This is a genomic window from Rhizobiaceae bacterium (genome assembly GCA_023953835.1).
Taxonomy (GTDB): domain Bacteria; phylum Pseudomonadota; class Alphaproteobacteria; order Rhizobiales; family Rhizobiaceae; genus Mesorhizobium_G.
In genome coordinates this window covers 3,325,607-3,346,696 of the sequence record JAMLJB010000001.1, presented here as the reverse complement: position 1 = coordinate 3,346,696, position 21,090 = coordinate 3,325,607, and the positions used below count along the sequence as shown (strand labels likewise).

Here is a 21,090-nt window from a genome sequence, read left to right as displayed (position 1 = left end):
TTCGCTTGATCCGCAAGGCAAATCCTGAAAGGTTCGGCTAATAAAACAGGTGGAGTCGGTGATGGCGAATGGCCTGCTTCACAGGCATGCTCCCTTCTATCTTGCGTCCCTTTTCGGGCTGGCGGGACTGGCCGTCGGCTGGTGGACGGGAACGGACATTACGCTCGTCATAGCCTCCAACGCCTTTTTTGCCGTCTACATAGCGACGACGCTGCCGACGCTCAAAAGCCTCACGCCGCAATATCTGCGCAAATATGCGGCTAGCAGCGATGCGCCTGTCTGGCTGATCTTCATCGTCACGATCAGTGCGGTTGTGGCAGCAATGATTTCGCTGTTCCTGTTGATAAACAACAAGCGCACTCCCGAGCCCGTGCATCTCTTTGTTGGTCTCATGGCGGTGCCGCTCGGCTGGTTCACCATCCACCTGATGGCGGCAATCCACTATGCGCACCTCTACTGGCAGCCCGAGACGTCCGACAAGGATGCCCGGCGCGGCCTGGATTTTCCCGGCACCAAAGACCCGATAGGCATTGATTTCCTTTACTTTTCCTGCGTCATCGGCATGACGGCTCAAACTTCGGACACCCAGATAACCGGGCGCCATATACGCTTCTTCTCGCTCGTCCACGGCATCGTGTCGTTTTTCTTCAACGCGGTGATCCTGGCGGCGGCGGTCAATCTCGCTGTTTCGCTCGGCGACTGAGGCTCATCGCAATCTGTGTCGCAGGGTGGTGACAAGATGTCGGTCATGGGTTATTTAGCAAATTGTCAGAGGCCCGAGTCTGCTATCGGATTTTGGCCTGCCGGTATGCGGGAGAGAGCAGCGCAAGCTGCCGCCGAAGGTGAAATAGCCCGAAATCTCTCAGGCAAAAGAACCGTTGCCGGTAATGACACTCTGGAAAGTCGGAACGAAAGTTCCGCGCCGAAGGTGTAAGCGAGGCTGGCATTGTTCAGGTTTCGCGAGTCTCTCAGGCTTCCGACAGAGGGGCGCTCACAGGCCGCATCCAGCGGCTGAACAGGCGCGACTCTGAGGGAGCCATGACAGGCGAAACCGTAAAAGAACTTCCACTCAAAGACATTCACGGCAAGGCGGGCGCAAAATTCGGCGCTTTCGCGGGCTGGAACATGCCGCTGACCTATCCGCCCGGCGTGATGAAGGAGCATCTGCACACGCGCGAGCATGTGGGGCTGTTCGACATTTCCCACATGAAGCTCTTCGAGATCGAGGGAAATGGCGCTGCGGCGCTCTTGTCCAAGACCTGCCCGCTCGATGCAGCCTCCATGTCGGTCGGCCAGTCGAAGCTGACATTTTTCCTCAACGACGACGCGGGCATCATGGACGACCTGATCGTCACGCGCCTCGGCGACGAGCGGTTCATGGTCGTGGCCAATGCCGGCAATGCAAAAGGCGACGAGGCGCATCTTCGAGATGTCGCCCGCCATTACACTGCCGTGGTCGAGCCTCTGGATCGTGTTTTCCTGGCAATTCAGGGACCTGAAGCCGCAGCCGTGCTTGCGCAGGCAGGCGTCGACACCGGCAATCTCGTGTTCATGACCGGGTTCGAGCCGCGCTCCGGCTGGTTCATGAGCCGCTCGGGTTATACCGGCGAGGACGGGTTCGAGATCGGCCTGCCCGAAGCCGATGCGCGCGCGCTGGTCGAGCGCCTCGCGGCGGATGAGCGCGTGCAGTGGATCGGCCTTGCCGCCCGCGACAGCCTTCGCCTTGAAGCGGGGCTTTGCCTGCACGGCAACGACATCGACGTGAACACCAATCCGGTCGATGCCGCGCTGCTGTGGGCCATTCCAAAGGATCTGCGCGAAACGGGAACGTTTATCGGGGCGGCGGCCCTGCGGACGGCAATCGCGGCCGGTGCCACCGAAAAGCGCGTCGGGCTGAAGCCGGAAGGCCGCCAGCCGGTGCGCGGCGGCGCCACGCTGGTCGATGCCGAGGGCAAGACGGTCGGGCGCGTCACGTCCGGCGGCTTTGGCCCCTCCGCCGCGCATCCGGTCGCCATGGGCTATGTGCGCGCCGGTCTTGCAAAGCCCGGCGCGGCTAAACTCTTCGCGGAAGTGCGTGGCAGCCGCATCCCGGTTGACGTCGCTCCGCTTCCTTTCATCCAGCATCGCTATTTCAAGGGATAATCCATGTCCAGGACCTACTACACCGAAGACCATGAGTGGCTGACCGTCGATGGCGGCGTTGCCACGGTCGGCATCACCGACTATGCGCAGGAACAGCTCGGCGACCTCGTATTCGTCGAGGCCGCCGAGGTCGGCAAGCAGTTGAAAAAGGGCGATACGGCGGTGGTCGTGGAGTCGGTCAAGGCCGCCTCGGACGTGTACGCGCCCGTGGACGGCGAAATCGTCGAGGCCAACGAGGCGCTGGCTTCCGATCCGGCATTGGTCAATTCCGCGGCGACGGGCGACGGCTGGCTTTGGAAGATGAAGCTGGCCGACGAGGGCCAGTTGGCGGGCCTCATGGATGAGGCCGGCTACAAGGCACATATTGGATAAGGCCATGAACAGCTACGCAACTTTCGCCCCAAGGCATATCGGGCCGAATGTGGCCGACACGCGCGCCATGCTGGCTGCGCTCGGCGTGCCTTCGCTCGAAACCCTGATCACTCAGGCCGTGCCGAACAAGATCAGGCTGGACCGACCCCTGAACCTGCCGCCCGCTGCCACGGAAGCGGAAGCTCTGGCGGAGCTTTCCGAAAAAATGTCGGCGAATGTCGTCCTGAAAAGCTTCGTCGGACTGGGCTATCACGGCACGCACACGCCGCCCGTCATCCTGCGCAACATGTTCGAGAACCCGGCCTGGTACACGGCCTACACGCCCTATCAGGCCGAGATCAGCCAGGGCCGTCTCGAAATGCTGTTCAATTTCCAGACACTGGTGACGGAACTGACCGGGCTGCCGGTCGCCTCCGCTTCGCTGCTGGATGAGGCGACCGCGCTTGCCGAGGCAATTGGCATCGCGGTTCGCCACCACAAGGAGAAGCGGACGCGCATTGCCTTTGCGAACGCGCCCCATCCGCAGACGCGCGATGTGGCGCAGACGCGCGCCGAACCGCTCGGTATAGAGATCGACGGCGATACCATCGACGAAAACACGGCCGCGCTGGTCGTGGCATGGCCGGACACGCACGGCGTCTATGGCAACCACGCGGCGAAGATCGCGGAGGCGAAGGCAGCGGGCGCGCTGGTCATTTTCGTCGCCGATCCGCTGGCGCTGACGGTGATGCAACCCCCTGCAAGTCTCGGAGCCGACATCGCCGTGGGGTCCATGCAACGTTTCGGCGTGCCCATCGGCTTCGGCGGGCCGCATGCCGCCTATTGCGCGGTGACCGAAGCGCTGACCCGGTTGATGCCGGGCCGCCTCGTGGGCCAATCGGTCGACACCAAGGGCCGTCCAGGATACAGGCTCGCGCTCCAGACGCGCGAACAGCACATTAGGCGCGACAAGGCGACCTCGAACATCTGCACCGCGCAGGCGCTGCTTGCCAATATGGCCACAGCATACGCGATCTGGCACGGGCCGGAGGGCTTGCAGGCCATTGCCAACCAGATCCACGCACTCGCGGCCCGGCTGGCGAGCGCGCTGATGGCGAAGGGCCTCAATGTGCTTGGCGCACAGCGCTTCGACACCGTAACCGTCGAGTTCAAGGGCAAGGCGAAGGAAAAGGCCAAGGAGGCGCAGAAGGACGGACGCCTGCTGCGCATGGTCAGTGATGATCTGATCGGCATCACCTTCGACGAGACATCGACGGAAGCGGACGTGCAGGCGATTGCCGCCCTGTTCGGCGCAACCGTTCCGGCGCAGGCGCTCATCGCCCTGCCCGGCGCGACTCGCGACGTGAGGACGTTCCTCACCCAGCCGGTGTTCCATGAAAACCGGTCTGAAACGGATATGATGCGTTTCATGCGCAAGCTTGCCGACAAGGATCTGGCACTCGACCGGACGATGATTCCGCTCGGTTCCTGCACCATGAAGCTGAACGCCGCGGCTGAAATGATCCCGGTAAGCTGGCCAAGCGTGGCGAACCTGCACCCCTTCGCGCCGAAGGCGCATTCGAAGGGCTATCAGGCCATGTGCGAGGATCTGGAGCGCTGGCTCGCGGAGATTACCGGTTTCCATGCCGTTTCGCTCCAGCCCAATGCGGGCAGCCAGGGCGAGTATGCGGGCCTGCTGGCAATCCGCCGCTATCACGCCGCGCGCGGCGACACCAACCGCGTCATCTGTCTCATTCCTTCGTCGGCGCACGGAACCAACCCGGCGAGCGCTGCGATGGCGGGAATGCAGGTCGTGGTGGTCAAGTGCACGGCCAGCGGCGACATCGACATGGACGACATGCGCGCCAAGGTCGAGCAGCACGCCGCCAATCTCGCGGCGCTGATGATCACTTATCCGTCCACGCACGGCGTGTTTGAAGAGACGATCAAGGACATCTGCAAGCTCGTGCATGACAATGGCGGGCAGGTCTATCTCGACGGCGCGAACCTCAACGCGCTGGTGGGCCTCGCCCGGCCCGGCGACATAGGCGGCGATGTCTGCCACATGAACCTACACAAGACGTTCTGCATTCCGCATGGCGGCGGTGGGCCGGGGGTCGGCCCGATCGGCGTTGCCGAACATCTCGCGCCCTACCTGCCCGGCCATATCGACCATGGCAGCACGCATCCTGTTTCGGCTGCGCCATATGGTTCAGCGTCGATCCTCCCGATCACATGGATGTATATCCGCATGATGGGAGCGGACGGCCTCAAGCGTGCGACCGAGCACGCCATCCTCGCCGCCAACTATGTGGCCGCGCGCCTCAAGGAGCACTATCCCGTGCTCTACAAGGGGCGTGGCGACCGGGTTGCCCATGAATGCATTCTGGATACGCGGGTGTTGAAGGACAGCGCAGGCATTACTGTAGACGACATCGCCAAGCGATTGATCGACTATGGTTTTCATGCGCCGACCATGTCCTGGCCGGTGGCCGGCACGCTGATGGTCGAGCCGACGGAATCCGAGCCGAAGCACGAGCTGGATCGCTTCTGCGAGGCGATGATCGGCATTGCGCGCGAGTCGGCAAAGGTTGCCTCTGGCGAGTGGTCGAAGACCGACAACCCGCTGCTCAATGCCCCGCACACGGCAACGGAAACGCTGGTCGCGGAGTGGTCGCATCCCTATTCGCGCATGGAAGCGGCCTATCCCGGTTCGGACCCGGACACGGCAGCGAAATACTGGCCGCCGGTATCGCGCATCGACAATGTGGCGGGAGACCGCAACCTGGTCTGCTCCTGCCCGCCGCTGAGCGCCTACAGCGACGCCGCTGAATAATCGCAAAGGCGGGCGATCAGCCCGCCTTCCTGCTTTGCTCGAAGAACACCACGCGGTTGCGGCCCGCGCGCTTGGCCGCGTACAGCGCGCGGTCGGCATCCGTCAGGATTTCGATGAGGCTCGATCCTGTCGGGGAACCGAAGCTGATGCCGACGCTGACCGTGCAGCGGACCGGCCCGAGGTCGGTGGCGATCTCGCGCTCGGCATATTCGCGCGAGATGCTGTCGGCGATGGCGTGCACCTGATCCCGGCTGACCCGGGAGACAATCATCGCAAATTCCTCGCCGCCCAGCCGGAAGGAATGGTCGTGCGGGCGGGTATGGGCATTCATCACCGCGCCGAACACCCTCAGCGCCTCGTCGCCCACCGCATGACCGAACAGGTCGTTGGTGCGCTTGAAGTGATCGAGATCGAACATGGCAACGGCGGTGAAACGTCCGAATTGCTTGTCGGCGTGCAGCGTCTGCATGGCCCGGCGGTTCATCAGCCCGGTAAGCGAATCGCGCATCGCCTCGGATTCGTGCTGAACGCCCGCCCTGATGTTGTGAAGGGTCAAGAGCAGGCCGCCCAGTCCGGTCATGCATGCGACGGAAATGACGATGTTCACGCGCTCGGCCCAATTGTCGGGAACATGGCCGATCTGCCATTGGCCGTTGAACAGGAGTACCGCGCCGCACGCGGCGAAGGACGCGGCGCAAAGCACGAAAAGCGTCGCGACCAGGGTCATCAGTGCAGGCGCCTCGGCCCTGTATCGCCAGTGGATCAATCCCGTCAGCACCAGCAGCAGAGCGGTCATGAAATAGGCCAGCATGAAGGCCGCGCCATCGGCGCCGGCCAGCACGAGCACCGTCGTACCCAAAGCAGAGCTGGCGGCCAGCCAAAGCGAGTCGTGCAACCCTTTCGAGATGCCGTAGAGCTGGCGCGCGGAAGCCAGCACAAGCGCCATGCCAGCCGGCAGAAGCGCGAGCATGATGCAGGCGATCCAGGTGCTGGCGTTGTGGGCATAGGCCCAGTAGAACATGACATGCGCGACGAGCGCCGCCACGCCCGCCGCGCTTGACACGAGATGTCTGTGCTCTCGTGCCGGTATCCACACTACCAGCAGCGCGACAAACAGGAACGAACCTGAAAGCGCAGCGGCCAACAGAAGTGAAACGTAGTCAAGGTCCATTTTTTCGTTCCGCACTCGCGCCGCCGCGCACCTTCGCGAACGGCTTTCGCACGCGCGCAACCAAAGGTAATCCAGTCACGTTTACAGAAACATGGACCAACAAGGAAAATTTTATCCTTTTGGTCAAAATATCGTTTACGTTTGACAAGCCGCAATTGACGAACAGAACCGGAACGCTTGTCGTGTACCGCCCCGAAATGGCAGTATTGCTCAACTGATTCGCACTAGGTCGTAGTGACGATTCAACGATTTGCTGCGCCGCAGATGAAATTGGTCAGTTCGAGGAAGAAGGAGGAAGGATATGCAGCGCATATTCGACGACGCGTGACGAAGAAATGGCCGATTTCGGCGCGGCCCCTCCGGGGTTGGGCAGAAAAGGCCGCTGAATGCGTCGAAAATGCTCGACGGTGGTCAACACCGCCTTGCGCTTTTCTCCTGTTCAGCGGTCTTTTCCGCTCCAACGCAGCGAACCGTTAAATCGTCACTACGACCTAGGGTCAGGGCCTGTTGATCTGAACGAAATGGCACACATGGACCAGTCCAACGATCTTTTCTCCGAGCTCGACGAGACGGGCCGCGCCGCCCAGCGCAAGGCCGACACCATCGTGCAGGCCGTGCGCAAGACCGCCGCGCAGGCGAAGGACGGCAGCGAAAGCTACAGCGCAGCCGACATCGAGGTTCTCGAGGGCTTGGAGCCGGTTCGGCGCCGCCCCGGAATGTATATCGGCGGAACGGACGAAAAGGCCCTCCACCACCTGTTTGCCGAGGTGATCGACAATTCGATGGACGAGGCCGTTGCCGGGCACGCGACATTCATCGAGGTCGAACTCGATGCGGAAGGGTTTCTCACGGTCACGGACAATGGTCGCGGCATTCCGGTCGACCCGCATCCGAAATTCAAGGACAAATCGGCGCTCGAAGTCATCATGACCACCCTGCATGCGGGCGGGAAGTTCGACTCGAAGGTCTATGAGACCTCCGGCGGCCTGCACGGCGTCGGCGTGTCGGTGGTGAACGCGCTTTCCGACCTGCTGGAGGTGGAGGTGGCGCGCGGACGCCAGCTATACCGCCAGCGCTTCACGCGCGGCATCCCCATCGGCAAGCTTGAAAAGCTTGGAGATGTCCACAACAGGCGCGGAACGCGCGTGCGGTTCCACCCGGACGCCGAAATCTTCGGCAAGAACGCGGCGTTCGAACCGGCGCGCCTCTATCGCATGGCGCGCTCGAAGGCCTATCTTTTCGGGGGCGTCAACATCAGGTGGTCCTGCGATCCATCGCTGCTCAAGGACAAGGACCCTACCCCGCCGAAGGCCGAGTTCCATTTTCCCGGCGGCCTCAAGGACTATCTGGCGGCTTCGCTCGGCGACGAGTTCCAGGTCACGCGCGAGATTTTCTCCGGCAAGAGCGAACGGCAGGGCGGACATGGTTCCGTGGAATGGGCCGTGACCTGGTATGGCGGCGACGGTTTTCTCAATTCCTACTGCAACACCATTCCGACACATGAGGGCGGCACCCACGAAACGGGTTTCCGCAATGTGCTGATGCGCGGCCTGCGCGCCTATGCCGACCTGACCGGAAACAAGCGCGCCTCGATCGTCACCAGCGAGGATGTGATGATTTCGGCGGCGGGCATGTTGTCCGTCTTTATCCGCGAGCCGGAATTCGTCGGCCAGACCAAGGACCGCCTCGCCACGCTTGAGGCAATCCGCATTGTGGAGGGCGCGGTACGGGACGCTTTCGATCACTGGCTTGCCGACAATCCGCAGGAGGCGTCGAAGCTTCTGGAATGGGTGATTGCGCGCGCGGACGAGCGCGTGCGGCGCAGGCAGGAAAAGGAAGTCAGCCGAAAATCCGCCGTGCGGAAATTGCGATTGCCGGGCAAGCTTGCCGATTGCTCGCAGAATGCGGCGGCGGGCGCCGAGCTTTTCATCGTCGAGGGCGATTCGGCGGGTGGATCGGCAAAGCAGGCGCGTGACCGGCAGATGCAGGCCGTGCTGCCACTGCGCGGAAAGATCCTGAACGTCGCCAGCGCGGGCAATGACAAGCTCGCGGGCAACCAGCAGATTTCCGATCTGATTCAGGCGCTTGGCTGCGGCACGCGGACAAAGTACCGCGACGAGGACCTGCGCTACGACCGCGTAATCGTCATGACCGACGCGGATGTGGACGGCGCTCACATCGCCTCGCTGCTTATCACGTTCTTCTATCAGGAAATGCCGGCGCTCATCCGTGGTGGCCATCTCTTCATGGCCGTTCCGCCGCTCTACAAGATCAGCCAGGGCGGCAAGACGATGTATGCCCGCGACGACGCGCACAAGGATGAACTGCTGAAAACGGAGTTCACCGGGCGCGGCAAGGTGGAGATCGGGCGCTTCAAGGGCCTTGGCGAGATGCTGGCCAGCCAGCTCAAGGAAACCACGATGGACCCCAGGAAGCGCACGCTGCTGCGCGTCGAAGTCATCGAGGACGAGGCCGAAACCCGCAAGAGCGTCGACGCTCTGATGGGAACCAAGGCCGATGCCCGCTTCCGCTTCATTCAGGAGCGCGCCGAATTCGCACAGGAAGACGCGCTCGATATCTGAGCGGTCAGGCGGCCCTTATCGCAAGCGCATGTCCGCGCGCGTTCACGCGCAACGCTTCCAGATGCACCGATTTCAGCATCGCCGCCAGATCGCTGCCGTCATCGCCGAGTTCCTTCAGCATGAGCCAGCTTGCTTCCTGCGCCCCGGCAACCAGCTTGCCGCGCGCCACCTCGCGCCAGATTTTCAACGCCCGCTCCATCACCTCGAAAGTGCGTTCGGGAAGTCCGGCCTTTCGGAACAGGGCATGAAGCGCGCTGTCAAATCCGTTGGCGATGAGTTCGCTGACGCGCTCATGCGGATATCCGGTCAGGGCGACGAGCGCAGCACCAAAGAAATCGACCTTGCCATGCGCCAGCGAGCGGATGAGGAAGCGCGGCGTCAAATCCCCGCGCAGCCGCAAATGCTCGACAAGGGCCGGAAATTCCGACGTGCGCGTCCGGTCGATCAGCGTGACCGATGCTTTCAGCCAGGCGTCCTTCAAGACCCGCCCTGCCCGCTCGCCGTGGAAAATGGCCCGCACCAGCGGCGATTCCATCAAGGCTTCACCGAGTCGCACCAGCAATTCATGGCGACACTCGGCGGGCAGCCGACGATCCGCAATGAGAACTTCGCGCACGCGACACACCCCGCCGAAGCGCTCGGTGATGCGCTTGAAGCTGAGTTCCGCGATATCCGCGCCATCATTCTTGAGCAAAACGATGCAGGAATCGGCGTCGCCCATCTCGGCGACAGCCGCGCAGACAGACATCGAGACGACCGGACGGTCTGCGATCACCGCCTGAATGGCGGCTTCGCCGACACGCACGCGTTCGATCAGGTCGCCATCGGAGAGCAAAGGGGAGCGCGCCAGCACCAGCTCGGCGACTTCCGGTTGGTCATGCGCCAGCGCGCTGACCACCTGCGGCGGCGCGACCCGGCTCATCGAAAGCACCTCGGCGAGCGCCATGCGCACCTTCACGGCAGGGTCGTCCAGCAGGAGCGTCAGCGCGGCATCGGCGGCGCAACGGTCCTCCATGGGAATGTCGCTATTGATGTAGGTGCGGGCCAGCGCAGCCGCCGCTGCAGCCCGCTCCGAAGCTGCCGCCGTCTTTACCCATTTCAAGAAATGCTCGACAATCATAGGGAATCGTAACCTCCGCAAGCCACACACTGACGCTATGCGGGAAATGGTTTACGAAGCGTTCACCATGTTTATTAACCAGCACTGAAGTCAGCGGCCGACCTTGCGGCGGCCGTGTCCCGCGCCTATGGAATGGCACAGGAGGATCGAATGGCCGGGCTTTATCTTGAGGAATTTTCGACAGGACAGGTTTTCAGGCACGGCCTGACGAAGACCGTCACCGAAAGCGACAACATGCTGTTTTCGGTCATGACGCTCAATCCCCAGCCGTTGCATATAGACTTCGATTTTGCCTCCAAGAGCGAATGGGGCAGGCCGTTGGTCAATTCCCTGTTCACGCTCGGGCTGATGATCGGCATTTCGGTGCACGACACGACTCTTGGAACGACCCTTGCCAATCTCGGCATGACCGACACCGTGTTCCCGCATCCGGTCTTTCATGGCGACACGATCAGGGTGGAGACCGAGGTCAAATCCGTGCGCGAGTCGAAATCGAAGAATGACCGCGGGATCGTAGAATTCGAGCATCGCGCCTACAATCAGGACGGGGTTCTGGTCGCGAGGACGATACGGCAGGCCATGTTGAAGAAGCGGCCCACCTGATGCGCTCGCTTTTGTTCGTACCCGCCGATTCGGAACGGAAGCTGGCGAAGGGCTTCGCCTCCGAGGCCGATGTCGTCATTGTCGATCTGGAGGATTCCGTCGCGCTGTCCAACAAGGAAGCCGCGCGCGCGACAGCCGCCGCCTTCATCGGGGCCGAGCGACACGCGACCCGCGCGCGGATCTATGTGCGTGTGAATGACCTTGCGACCGGGATGACGGACGCCGATCTCGCCGCAATCGTGAAGGCCGCGCCGGATGGCATCATGCTGCCCAAGTCCAACAGCGGACGGGATGTGCAGCAACTCTCCTCCATGTTGCGCGTCCATGAGGCCGAGGCCGGGCTGGAAGACGGCGGCATCCGCATCCTCCCGCTCATCACCGAGACGCCGGCAGGAGTTTTCACTGGCGGCACCTATGCCGGATGCAGCCCGCGCCTGTCCGGATTGACGTGGGGCGCCGAGGACCTGTCCGCAGCACTCGGCGCGCGCACCGCACGCGACGGTTCGGGACGATACACAGACGCCTTCAGGCTGGCGCGCGCCGTGACCTTGCTGGCGTCGGCGGCTGCGGACGTGCCGGCCGTCGATACGGTTTTTCCGAACTTTCGCGACATGGCCGGCTTCGAGGCCGAATGCCGCGAAGCCGAGCGCGACGGCTTCACCGCCAAGATGGCCATTCACCCCGATCAGATCCCGGTCATCAATGCCGCGTTCACGCCCTCTCCGGAAGCGGTCGAGCAGGCCCGTGCCATCATCGATGCCTTTGCCGCAGCGGGCAGTCCGGGCGTCGTTGCCGTCGATGGCAAGATGTACGACCGCCCTCACCTGCGATTGGCGGAGCGGCTGCTCGCCCGGCTGAATAGCTGAGCCCGGCGGGCGCTATTCCTTCCACGGACCGGAATAGTCGGAATAGATCGTTTCCGGATCGGGCCGCGGGCGGTCTGTCTGCCGGCCGGTATGTGTGCCGATGTGAACGAATCCGACCACCTGCTCGTCGGGAGCGAGGCCCAGAATTGCGCGGCCTTCCGGCACGGCGGAATACCAGTTGGTGATCCAGTTGGCGCCGAAGCCGAGCGCTGTTGCGCCAAGCAACAGGTTCATTGCCGCAGCACCCCCCGAGAGGAACATTTCCCATTGCGGAATTTTCGGGTTTTCCTTGGGCGCGGACACCACGCCGATCACCACGGGCGCACGCGAAAACCGCGTCAGTTCCTGATTGCGACGACCCTCCGCCAGCGGCCCTTCGCGCTTTTCGGCAAGATCGGCCAGCATTTCCCCGACGCGGTGACGCGCCTCTCCGCGATAGACGATGAACCGCCACGGGGCCAGCCGCCCGTGGTCAGGCACGCGCGAGGCGATGCGGATCAGTGTTTCGATTGCGGCGTCATCCGGCCCCGGCTCGTGCAATTCATGGATGGGCGGTGACACCCGGGTCAAAAGAAAATCGACGACAGTCTTGTTCAACAGGAATTCTCCCGGCAGATGATTGGAACGGCTTGGAACCCACCGGGGTACGCCTAGAGCGTTTCATGGGCAGGTTGAATCATTCTGTTTGTCGTTTGGCGAGGCGATCCACAAGGAAGGTCGCGAAGAACGGGCTGGTTGCCCGGTCGAGCGGCATGACGAAGTGGGCGCCCGCCAAACGCAAACCCGAAGGGCCGGGCCGGTTTGCGCCAAATCCTTCGGTCTTTGTCTTGTCCGGGCCACCAGCCCGACCTGCGACAAACCCCTTGGCCTTGCCGCAAACCGTCGCCGGCAGAATGCTTCAACCTGCCCATGAAACGCTCTAGCTGGAAATCGGCCATGAAAATGCCATCGCGACTCGCTTCATGGCAAGCTATGTATGAGGGGATGACACACAATTTTGCTCTTGCTTCGATTCTGGCTGCGCTGGCCTGGCCCGCCGCAGCGCAGGATTTCAGCTCGCCCGGCATGCCCGACCCCGGGCTTCCGGGCATATCCGGCTACGCGCCGGCAGTGCCCGCCGGGCCGGTCGCACGCACCGGCAACATCGCGCTCAACCTCAAGGCAAAGCTGACCGAGGACGGCAAGGACGTCGCGCGCGGATTGACCTGGCGCGTTTTTCGCCCCGACCCCGGACCGGACGGAAAACTGCCGCTGGTCGCCACTTCGCAAGGGGGCAGCGCGACATTCGAACTCGTGCCGGGCAGTTATCTGGTGCACGCAGCCTTCGGGCGCGCTGGCGCAACCAAGCGCATCACGCTCCAGAAAAATGCGGCCACCGAAATTGTCGTACTCGATGCCGGCGGGCTCAAGCTGAACGCGGTCGGGCCGAACGGAACGCAGGTTCATGGCGAAAAGCTGCGGTTTTCGATCTACGAGACGAAGCAGGACGCCAATGGCGACCGGGCGCTCGTCGCCAAGGATGTGAAGCCGAACACCGTGGTTCGGCTGAATGCGGGCATGTATCATGTCGTTTCCACCTATGGCGCGATCAATGCCGTTGTGCGCTCCGACATCAGGGTGGAAGCGGGCAAGCTGACGGAAGCCGCCGTCGAGCATTCGGCGGCTGAAATCACGCTCAAGCTTGTTCGCGAGCCGGGCGGCGAGGCGCTTGCCGATACGAGCTGGTCGATCCTCACTGAATCCGGCGACCCGGTCACGGAAAAGGTGGGGCCATACGCATCCATGGTGCTGGCAAACGGCAACTACACGGTCATCGCCAAGAACCGCGAGCACATTTACCAGCGCAATATTCTCGTCGAGGGCGGCAAGGACACCGAACTCGAAGTGGTGGCTAACCAGGAATCGGAAATCGATCCGGGCGACGGAGATTAGAGTCTATCGCTTCTTCACAGGCGACACCTGAATTTCGATACGCCGGTTCGCCGCTTTTCCCGCCTCGGTTTCATTCGCTTCTGCGGGGCGCGAACTTCCGAACCCGGTGACCGACATCCGGCGGGCATCCACGCCCTGCGCCGCAAGATGGCGCGCAACGGCCAATGCGCGCTTCTGGGTCAGGTCGAGGTTCTTCTTCTCATCGCCGCCATTGTCGGTGTGACCATAGACATCGACCGTGGTGCGCGCGTTCTTCTTGAGAACCGCGGCGATGATGTTGAGATCATCCAGTGAACCGCGCTTCAGGCTGTCCTTGTTGGCATCGAAGAGGTCACTACTCGGAATGGCAATCACCAGTTGGTCGCCCGCGCGCGCGATATCGACGGACTTGCCGGAAAGCTGCCGTTTCAGTTCCTGCTCCTGCCGGTCCATGTAGGGGTTCGTTTCGGCTGCGCCAACGGCATCGACACCGGCGTTGATCAGCGCATCGTTGCGCTCGGCGCGGTCGCGTCCGACAAGGCCCGTCACAGAATCCCAGCTTCGTTCGATGAAGGAACGCTCGCCCTGGTCGGCTTCGCCGCCGGACATGCAGCCGGATATCGCCAGACTGGCCGCAATGACCAATGCGGGCACCAATCCGCTGGTTTCGCGCATGTGTCTCCGCCTCCCAAAATCGAGCAGGCCGGCCAGCCGAACCGGCATGCGCAGTTTCAGGTCGGTTGACGGTTCGCACGTTTTCGGGCCGCATGGCCCCGTGCAGGTTCGGCTCCGCAACCGGCCTGCTTGCGGTGATTTCCGCCACAGAGTCATTCGCGCATATTGTGCGAAATCCCGCGACCGCCAGAGTAAGAGCCATTGATCAGCGGTGTCAAACGGTGCAGAGGAACGCTCGGCTTGGGGAGGAGAACCAGATGACTCATCGAACGACAAGCAATGCACCCGGATGCCGAAAATGGGTGGATGACGCTGTTGCGCGGATCGAAGCCGACGCGCGGCGTTCAGCGGATACGCATTTGTGGAAGCTGCCGCTCCCGGCGCTTGCGGGTGTGGACATCTACCTCAAGGACGAATCGACCCACCCGACAGGCAGCCTCAAGCACAGGCTCGCGCGGTCGCTGTTTCTCTATGGACTCTGCAACGGATTGATCAGGGAAGGCACCGCCGTCGTTGATGCGTCATCCGGCTCGACAGCGGTGTCGGAAGCCTATTTCGCACGCATGATCGGCGCGCCCTTTTATGCGGCCATGCCGCGCTCGACCTCAAGGGAGAAGATCGCCGCAATCGAGCATCACGGAGGGGTCTGCCATTTCGTGGACGACGGGCGCAGGCTCTACGCGGAGGCCGCAGAACTCGCCGCGCGGCTCGGCGGCCACTACATCGATCAGTTCACCTATGCCGAGCGCGCAACCGACTGGCGCGGCAACAACAACATCGCCGAATCCATCTTCGAGCAGATGCGTTCGGAGGAGCACCCCATCCCTGCATGGATCGTCATGAGCGCGGGCACGGGCGGAACCAGCGCCACAATCGGACGCTACATTCGCTACAAACGCCACGCCACGCGCCTTTCGGTGGCGGATGTCGAGCACTCCGCCTTCTTCGACGGCTATGCGAGCGGCGATCCGGGCTGTTGCTGTGAACAGTCCACTCGCATCGAGGGGATCGGACGACCCCGCGTGGAGCCATCATTCGTGCCCGGCGTGATCGATCATATGCTACGCGTGCCGGATGCGGTTTCGCTTGCGGCGATGCGGGTCCTTTCGCGGCTGCTCGGGCGGCGCGTCGGCGGCTCGACCGGAACGAATTTCGCAGGGGTCTGCCTGATGGCAGCCCGCATGCGCGAGCAAGAAGAACACGGCTCGATCGTGTCGCTGATCTGCGATTCAGGCGAGCGCTACGTGCACACCTACCATGACGACAACTGGCTGTCGGAAAACGGGCTGGCCACCGCCGAACACGAAGCCCGCTTCGAAACTTTCCTTGCTGGCGGGGCTTTTTCGTTCGCCTTCGATGAGGCTGTGGCGGGCTAAGCCCGGCCGGCGACCAGTTCCGCTATGGCCAGGCTGGAGGTCAGGCCCGGTGATTCCACGCCGAACAGATTGACCAGATGCGGAATGCCGTGCGCGTCTGACGTCTGGATCATGAAATCCGTGTTCGGTCCGCCGGGACGTTCGATCTTGGGCCGGATTCCTGCATAGGCGGGCTGGAGCGCATCGTCCGGCAGGCCCGGCCAATAACGCCGGATCGCTGCGTAAAAGCTGTCCGCCCGACGGGGATCGACATGATAGTCGATCGCATCGAGCCATTCGACATCGGGGCCGAAACGCGCCTGTCCGCCAAGGTCGAGCGTCAGATGCACGCCGAGCCCGCCCTTTTCCGGCATGGGATAGATCAGGCGCGAGAACGGCGCACGGCTCCCCAGCGCGTAATAGTTGCCCTTGGCCAGGTGCAGCGGCGGTATTTTGTCCGGAGGCATGCCGTGGAGGCTGCCTGCGATAGCCTGCGCACCGAGCCCTGCGGCATTGACCACAAAGCTGGCCTTGAGCGTCATCGGCTCCGCGCCGCCGGTCTCTATCACGATGCCGTCGGGTTCCACACTGCCGCCCGCAACGGGCGTTGCAAGCGCCGCCATCGCACCATGCGCTTCGGCATCGCCGAGCAGCGCACTCATATAGGCGGCGCTGTCGATGATGCCGGTTGAGGGTGAAAGCACGGCTGCGACGCAGTTCAGCGCCGGTTCCATCTCGCGCGCCTCTTCGCGAGCAAGCGGACGCAGGTCGGTCACGCCGTTCGCCGCCGCCTGCGCGCGGATCGCGCTGAGCTTTGCGATCTCGTCGTCGCTGGTTGCGACCAGCAGTTTGCCGCAGCGGCGATGGGGCACCGCATAATCCTCGCAGAAGCGGTACAGCAGCTCCTTGCCCGAAACGCAAAGGCCGGTCTTGGTCAGCCCGGTCGGATAGTAGATGCCCGCATGGATCACCTCGCTGGAGCGCGAACTGATGCCGAGCCCAATCGCCTGCTCCGCCTCAAGAACGATGACGTCGCGGCCTGCCCGCGCCAATGCACGCGCGGAAGCCAGTCCGACCGCCCCTGCCCCGATGACGATGCAATCCACATGTTCCATGCCGGTCGAAATGCCAGATCGTGCGCTGCTCAGTCCACACGGAAAATGGGAGATATCCTTTCGATGGATGCTGGCCGGGCAAACAAAAAGGCCGCCGGATTGCTCCGGCGGCCTTCGATTTTTCATGCCATGCCGCTCTATTCGGCAGCGTTGGTCATATCCGTCAGCATCGGTTCGGCGATTTCCACGCCCGAAGCCTTGCGGCGCTCGTCGAGGATCAACTCGTCGCGATGTGTGGCGATGCGGCGGATCTGGCTCATCGTGCCGCCCGTACCGGCCGGGATCAGGCGACCCACGATGACGTTCTCCTTGAGACCCTGCAGCATGTCGGTCTTGCCGGCAACCGCAGCCTCAGTGAGCACGCGCGTGGTTTCCTGGAACGACGCCGCCGAGATGAAGGAGGGTGTCTGCAACGACGCCTTGGTGATGCCGAGCAACACGGGCTGCCCGGACGCCGGCTTCTTGCCTTCCTCGATCAGGCGCTCATTGACCTCTTCCAGTTCGATCGTATCGACGTGATCGCCTGCGATATAGGTCGAATCGCCCTGATCCGTGATCTCAACCTTCTGCAGCATCTGGCGAACGATCACCTCGATGTGCTTGTCGTTGATGATAACGCCCTGCAACCGGTAGACTTCCTGGATTTCGTTCACGAGGTAGGAAGCGAGCGCTTCCACGCCCTTGATCGCCAGAATGTCGTGCGGCGCCGGGTTGCCGTCGAGGATGTAATCACCCTTCTCGATGGCGTCGCCGTCCTGGAGATGGAACGGCTTGCCCTTCGGAATGAGATATTCCACCGGCTCCAGCGTCGAGTCATGCGGCTCGATGATGATGCGGCGCTTGTTTTTGTAGTCGCGCCCGAAGCGGATCGTGCCATCGATCTCGGCGATGATGGCGTGATCCTTCGGACGACGAGCCTCGAACAGTTCGGCAACGCGCGGCAGACCGCCGGTGATGTCCTTCGTCTTGGCGCTTTCCATCGGGATACGCGCCAGAACGTCACCGGGCTTCACATGCGCACCCGGATCGACCGAAAGGATCGCTTCGACCGAAAGCAGGAAGCGCGCGTCACCACCCTTGGCAAGCTTGCCGACCTTGCCCTTGGAATCGAGCACCGTCAGCGCGGGTTTCAGGTCCGTACCACGAGGCGTCGAACGCCAGTCGATGACTTCACGCTTGGTGATGCCGGTCGACTCGTCCGCCGTTTCCTGCACCGAGATGCCGTCCACGAGGTCCTCGAACCCGACATGACCCTCGATTTCCGTGAGGATCGGGCGGGTGTACGGGTCCCATTCGGCAACGCGCTGGCCGCGCTTCACCTTGTCGCCGTCGTCCACATAGATGCGCGAACCATAGGTGACGCGATGCGCCGCGCGCTCCTTGCCTGCCTCGTCGAGAATAAGAACCGCCATGTTGCGGCCCATCGCGACAAGCTGGCCATCGGAGTTGCGAACCACATTGCGGTTGCGCAGCTTGACGACACCTTCATACGAGGCTTCGAGGAACGACTGATCGACCACCTGCGCCGTGCCACCCATGTGGAACGTGCGCATGGTGAGCTGGGTACCCGGCTCGCCGATGGACTGCGCGGCGATGACGCCGACAGCCTCACCGATATTGACCGGCGTGCCCCGCGCGAGGTCGCGGCCATAGCAAACCGCGCAGACACCGACCCGCACTTCGCAGGTGAGCGCCGAACGGATGCGCACCGACTGGATGCCGGACTTCTCGATGATGTCCACGTCGCGCTCGTCGAGCAGCTTCCCGCCCTTGACCAGCGTTTCGCCGCTGACCGGGTGGTTGATGTCCTCGAGCGAGGTGCGGCCAAGGATGCGCTGGCCGAGCGACGCCACAACCTGACCCGCATCGACGATGGGGGTCATGGTGAGGCCCTTGTCGGTGCCGCAGTCCACCGCGTTCACGATGCAATCCTGGGCCACGTCGACGAGACGGCGGGTCAGGTAGCCCGAGTTCGCGGTTTTCAGCGCGGTGTCGGCCAGACCCTTGCGGGCGCCGTGGGTCGAGTTGAAATACTCGAGCACGGTCAGGCCTTCCTTGAAGTTCGAGATGATCGGCGTTTCGATGATCTCGCCCGACGGCTTGGCCATGAGGCCGCGCATGCCGGCAAGCTGACGCATCTGCGTCGGCGAACCGCGCGCACCCGAATGGCTCATCATGTAGATCGAGTTCATCGGCTTCTGACGGCCGGTGTCGTCGAACTCGACCGCCTTGATGCGGCCCATCATCTCCTCGGCGACTTTTTCCGAGCACTTCGCCCAGGCGTCGACAACCTTGTTGTACTTTTCGCCCTGCGTGATCAGGCCGTCATTGTACTGCTGCTCATATTCCTTGGTCAGCGCCTCGGTGTCCGCGACGAGCTTCTCCTTGGCGACGGGGATGACCATGTCGTCCTTGCCGAAGGAAATGCCGGCGCGGCAGGCATGCGCGAAGCCCAGAGCCATGATGCGGTCGCAGAAAATGACCGTCTCCTTCTGGCCGCAGTGACGATACACCGTATCGATCATGCGGGAGATGTTCTTCTTGGTCATCTCCTGATTGGCGGTCTCGAACGGCACATTGTGGTTCTTCGGCAAGAGCTCGCCGATGATCATGCGGCCCGGCGTCGTGTCGTAGATTTTCGACACGAGATTTCCGTCCGCATCCACGGTCTTGAAGCGCCCCTTGATCTTGGCGTGCAGGGTGACGGCTTTCGTTTCCAGCGCGTGCTGAAGCTCGCCCATGTCGGCGAAAGCCATGCCCTGCCCCGGCTCGTTCTCGTTGACGATCGAGAGATAGTACAGACCGAGAACCATGTCCTGTGACGGCACGATGATCGGCGCGCCCGAAGCCGGATGCAGGATGTTGTTGGTGGACATCATCAGCACGCGGGCTTCCAGCTGCGCTTCAAGCGACAGCGGAACGTGGACAGCCATCTGATCGCCGTCGAAGTCGGCGTTGAACGCCGTGCAGACCAGAGGATGAAGCTGGATCGCCTTGCCTTCGATCAGGGTGGGCTCGAACGCCTGAATGCCGAGGCGGTGAAGCGTCGGCGCGCGGTTCAGCAGAACCGGATGCTCGCGGATCACCTCGTCGAGAATATCCCAGACTTCCGGCTTTTCCTTCTCGACCAGCTTCTTCGCCTGCTTGACGGTCGAGGAATAGCCCTTGGCGTCAAGGCGGGCATAGATGAAGGGCTTGAACAGTTCGAGCGCCATCTTCTTCGGCAGGCCGCACTGGTGCAGCTTGAGTTCGGGGCCGGTCACGATGACCGAGCGGCCCGAATAGTCGACGCGCTTGCCGAGCAGGTTCTGACGGAACCGGCCCTGCTTGCCCTTGAGCATGTCGGAGAGCGACTTCAACGGCCGCTTGTTGGCGCCCGTGATGACGCGGCCGCGACGGCCATTATCGAACAGCGCGTCCACAGCCTCCTGCAGCATGCGCTTTTCATTGCGGATGATGATGCCCGGCGCGCGCAACTCGATCAGCCGCTTGAGGCGGTTGTTTCGATTGATGACGCGGCGGTAAAGATCGTTGAGGTCCGACGTCGCGAAACGGCCGCCGTCCAGCGGGACGAGCGGGCGCAGGTCCGGCGGGATCACCGGGATGACCTTCATGATCATCCATTCGGGACGGTTGCCGGACTCCATGAAATTCTCAACCACCTTGAGGCGCTTGAGCAGCTTCTTCTGCTTCAGTTCCGATGTCGTCGAGGCAAGCTCGGAGCGCAGGTCGCCTGCGATCTTCTCAAGCTCCATGCCGGCCAGCAGATCGTGGATGGCTTCGGCACCAATCATGGCAGTGAAGGAATCCTCGCCATACTCGTCAACCGCGAGCATGTATTCCTCTTCCGACAGAAGCTGGTTTTCCTTGAGCGCAGTCAGGCCGGGCTCGGTCACGATGTAGTTCTCGAAATAGAGAACGCGCTCGATGTCCTTGAGCGTCATGTCGAGCAAAGTGCCGATGCGCGAGGGCAGCGACTTGAGGAACCAGATATGGGCAACCGGCGCGGCCAGTTCGATATGGCCCATGCGCTCGCGGCGAACGCGGGACAGCGTGACCTCGACGCCGCATTTTTCGCAGATGACGCCCTTGTACTTCATGCGCTTGTACTTGCCGCACAGGCACTCGTAATCCTTGATCGGTCCGAAAATGCGCGCACAGAACAGTCCGTCACGTTCGGGCTTGAACGTGCGGTAGTTGATGGTCTCCGGCTTCTTGATCTCGCCGAACGACCAGGACAGAATCTTGTCCGGGCTGGCCAGCGATATCCGGATCGAATCGAACACCTGGGCCGGGGCCTGCGGATTGAAGAGATTCATGACCTCTTGGTTCATGCCGTTCTCCTTTGCGGGGCCTTCGGCCC

15 protein-coding genes and 1 riboswitch are annotated in these 21,090 nt (G+C 62.5%); of the genes, 9 read left to right on the top strand and 6 right to left on the bottom strand.

Annotation, left to right across the window (positions count from 1 at the left end):
• The first annotated feature begins 61 nt into the window (after nucleotides 1-61).
• The 4 genes from M9924_15730 to gcvP all read left to right on the top strand — a co-directional run bounded on the left by M9924_15730 (nucleotide 62) and on the right by gcvP (nucleotide 5,329).
• Nucleotides 62-703, top strand: a complete 642-nt coding sequence (locus M9924_15730; protein MCO5065847.1) for a DUF1345 domain-containing protein — start codon at nucleotides 62-64, stop codon at nucleotides 701-703.
• A 98-nt stretch (nucleotides 704-801) separates the two neighbouring features.
• Nucleotides 802-888: riboswitch (glycine riboswitch) on the top strand.
• A 150-nt stretch (nucleotides 889-1,038) separates the two neighbouring features.
• Nucleotides 1,039-2,142 carry a glycine cleavage system aminomethyltransferase GcvT gene (gene gcvT / locus M9924_15725; protein MCO5065846.1) on the top strand — a complete coding sequence of 368 codons (1,104 nt, stop codon included), beginning with the start codon at nucleotides 1,039-1,041 and terminating at the stop codon, nucleotides 2,140-2,142.
• A gap of 3 nt (nucleotides 2,143-2,145) precedes the next feature.
• Nucleotides 2,146-2,514: a glycine cleavage system protein GcvH gene (gcvH, locus tag M9924_15720; protein MCO5065845.1), complete on the top strand. Its 369-nt coding sequence runs from the start codon at nucleotides 2,146-2,148 to the stop codon at nucleotides 2,512-2,514.
• Nucleotides 2,515-2,518: 4 nt separating this feature from the next.
• Nucleotides 2,519-5,329, top strand: a complete 2,811-nt coding sequence (gcvP, locus tag M9924_15715; protein MCO5065844.1) for an aminomethyl-transferring glycine dehydrogenase — start codon at nucleotides 2,519-2,521, stop codon at nucleotides 5,327-5,329.
• A gap of 16 nt (nucleotides 5,330-5,345) precedes the next feature.
• On the opposite strand, the gene M9924_15710 is transcribed toward gcvP, so the two are convergent.
• Complete coding sequence (locus tag M9924_15710; protein ID MCO5065843.1) at nucleotides 5,346-6,500, bottom strand: GGDEF domain-containing protein; 1,155 nt, start codon at nucleotides 6,498-6,500, stop codon at nucleotides 5,346-5,348.
• Between the two features lie 530 nt (nucleotides 6,501-7,030).
• Here M9924_15710 and parE point away from each other — a divergent pair.
• Complete coding sequence (gene parE / locus M9924_15705; protein MCO5065842.1) at nucleotides 7,031-9,082, top strand: DNA topoisomerase IV subunit B; 2,052 nt, start codon at nucleotides 7,031-7,033, stop codon at nucleotides 9,080-9,082.
• Between the two features lie 4 nt (nucleotides 9,083-9,086).
• Here parE and M9924_15700 read toward each other — a convergent pair whose 3' ends face one another.
• A complete protein-coding gene (locus M9924_15700; GenBank protein ID MCO5065841.1) occupies nucleotides 9,087-10,202 on the bottom strand; it encodes a DUF2336 domain-containing protein in 1,116 nt (371 codons plus the stop codon).
• A 150-nt stretch (nucleotides 10,203-10,352) separates the two neighbouring features.
• On the opposite strand from M9924_15700, the gene M9924_15695 reads away from it, so the two are divergent.
• The gene (locus M9924_15695; protein MCO5065840.1) at nucleotides 10,353-10,805 is read left to right on the top strand and encodes a MaoC family dehydratase; all 453 of its coding nucleotides are present in this window, start codon (nucleotides 10,353-10,355) and stop codon (nucleotides 10,803-10,805) included.
• The gene (locus M9924_15690; protein MCO5065839.1) at nucleotides 10,805-11,671 is read left to right on the top strand and encodes a CoA ester lyase; all 867 of its coding nucleotides are present in this window, start codon (nucleotides 10,805-10,807) and stop codon (nucleotides 11,669-11,671) included. Before M9924_15695 ends, M9924_15690 begins: the two co-directional genes overlap by 1 nt.
• A gap of 12 nt (nucleotides 11,672-11,683) precedes the next feature.
• On the opposite strand, the gene M9924_15685 is transcribed toward M9924_15690, so the two are convergent.
• Nucleotides 11,684-12,268, bottom strand: a complete 585-nt coding sequence (locus M9924_15685; GenBank protein ID MCO5065838.1) for a nitroreductase — start codon at nucleotides 12,266-12,268, stop codon at nucleotides 11,684-11,686.
• A 387-nt stretch (nucleotides 12,269-12,655) separates the two neighbouring features.
• Between M9924_15685 and M9924_15680 the strand changes: the two genes are divergently transcribed.
• A complete protein-coding gene (locus M9924_15680; protein MCO5065837.1) occupies nucleotides 12,656-13,603 on the top strand; it encodes a hypothetical protein in 948 nt (315 codons plus the stop codon).
• Nucleotides 13,604-13,606: 3 nt separating this feature from the next.
• On the opposite strand, the gene M9924_15675 is transcribed toward M9924_15680, so the two are convergent.
• The gene (locus tag M9924_15675) at nucleotides 13,607-14,257 is read right to left on the bottom strand and encodes an OmpA family protein (protein ID MCO5065836.1); all 651 of its coding nucleotides are present in this window, start codon (nucleotides 14,255-14,257) and stop codon (nucleotides 13,607-13,609) included.
• Between the two features lie 257 nt (nucleotides 14,258-14,514).
• On the opposite strand from M9924_15675, the gene M9924_15670 reads away from it, so the two are divergent.
• Nucleotides 14,515-15,633, top strand: a complete 1,119-nt coding sequence (locus tag M9924_15670) for a PLP-dependent cysteine synthase family protein (GenBank protein ID MCO5065835.1) — start codon at nucleotides 14,515-14,517, stop codon at nucleotides 15,631-15,633.
• Here the strand turns inward: M9924_15670 and M9924_15665 are convergent.
• Both M9924_15665 and rpoC read right to left on the bottom strand, forming a co-directional pair.
• The gene (locus M9924_15665; GenBank protein MCO5065834.1) at nucleotides 15,630-16,727 is read right to left on the bottom strand and encodes an NAD(P)/FAD-dependent oxidoreductase; all 1,098 of its coding nucleotides are present in this window, start codon (nucleotides 16,725-16,727) and stop codon (nucleotides 15,630-15,632) included. The genes M9924_15670 and M9924_15665 overlap by 4 nt on opposite strands.
• A 137-nt stretch (nucleotides 16,728-16,864) precedes the next feature.
• A complete protein-coding gene (gene rpoC, locus M9924_15660; GenBank protein MCO5065833.1) occupies nucleotides 16,865-21,061 on the bottom strand; it encodes a DNA-directed RNA polymerase subunit beta' in 4,197 nt (1,398 codons plus the stop codon).
• Between the last annotated feature and the right edge of the window lie 29 nt (nucleotides 21,062-21,090).

What these genes read in the sequence shown, in the direction of transcription:
- M9924_15730 (MCO5065847.1), top strand. Translation starts at nt 62, where the DNA reads ATGGCGAATGGCCTGCTTCACAGGCATGCTCCCTTCTATCTTGCGTCC.
- gcvT (MCO5065846.1), top strand. Translation starts at nt 1,039, where the DNA reads ATGACAGGCGAAACCGTAAAAGAACTTCCACTCAAAGACATTCACGGC.
- gcvH (MCO5065845.1), top strand. Translation starts at nt 2,146, where the DNA reads ATGTCCAGGACCTACTACACCGAAGACCATGAGTGGCTGACCGTCGAT.
- gcvP (MCO5065844.1), top strand. Translation starts at nt 2,519, where the DNA reads ATGAACAGCTACGCAACTTTCGCCCCAAGGCATATCGGGCCGAATGTG.
- M9924_15710 (MCO5065843.1), bottom strand. Translation starts at nt 6,500, where the DNA reads ATGGACCTTGACTACGTTTCACTTCTGTTGGCCGCTGCGCTTTCAGGT.
- parE (MCO5065842.1), top strand. Translation starts at nt 7,031, where the DNA reads ATGGACCAGTCCAACGATCTTTTCTCCGAGCTCGACGAGACGGGCCGC.
- M9924_15700 (MCO5065841.1), bottom strand. Translation starts at nt 10,202, where the DNA reads ATGATTGTCGAGCATTTCTTGAAATGGGTAAAGACGGCGGCAGCTTCG.
- M9924_15695 (MCO5065840.1), top strand. Translation starts at nt 10,353, where the DNA reads ATGGCCGGGCTTTATCTTGAGGAATTTTCGACAGGACAGGTTTTCAGG.
- M9924_15690 (MCO5065839.1), top strand. Translation starts at nt 10,805, where the DNA reads ATGCGCTCGCTTTTGTTCGTACCCGCCGATTCGGAACGGAAGCTGGCG.
- M9924_15680 (MCO5065837.1), top strand. Translation starts at nt 12,656, where the DNA reads ATGACACACAATTTTGCTCTTGCTTCGATTCTGGCTGCGCTGGCCTGG.
- M9924_15675 (MCO5065836.1), bottom strand. Translation starts at nt 14,257, where the DNA reads ATGCGCGAAACCAGCGGATTGGTGCCCGCATTGGTCATTGCGGCCAGT.
- M9924_15670 (MCO5065835.1), top strand. Translation starts at nt 14,515, where the DNA reads ATGACTCATCGAACGACAAGCAATGCACCCGGATGCCGAAAATGGGTG.
- M9924_15665 (MCO5065834.1), bottom strand. Translation starts at nt 16,727, where the DNA reads ATGGAACATGTGGATTGCATCGTCATCGGGGCAGGGGCGGTCGGACTG.
- rpoC (MCO5065833.1), bottom strand. Translation starts at nt 21,061, where the DNA reads ATGAACCAAGAGGTCATGAATCTCTTCAATCCGCAGGCCCCGGCCCAG.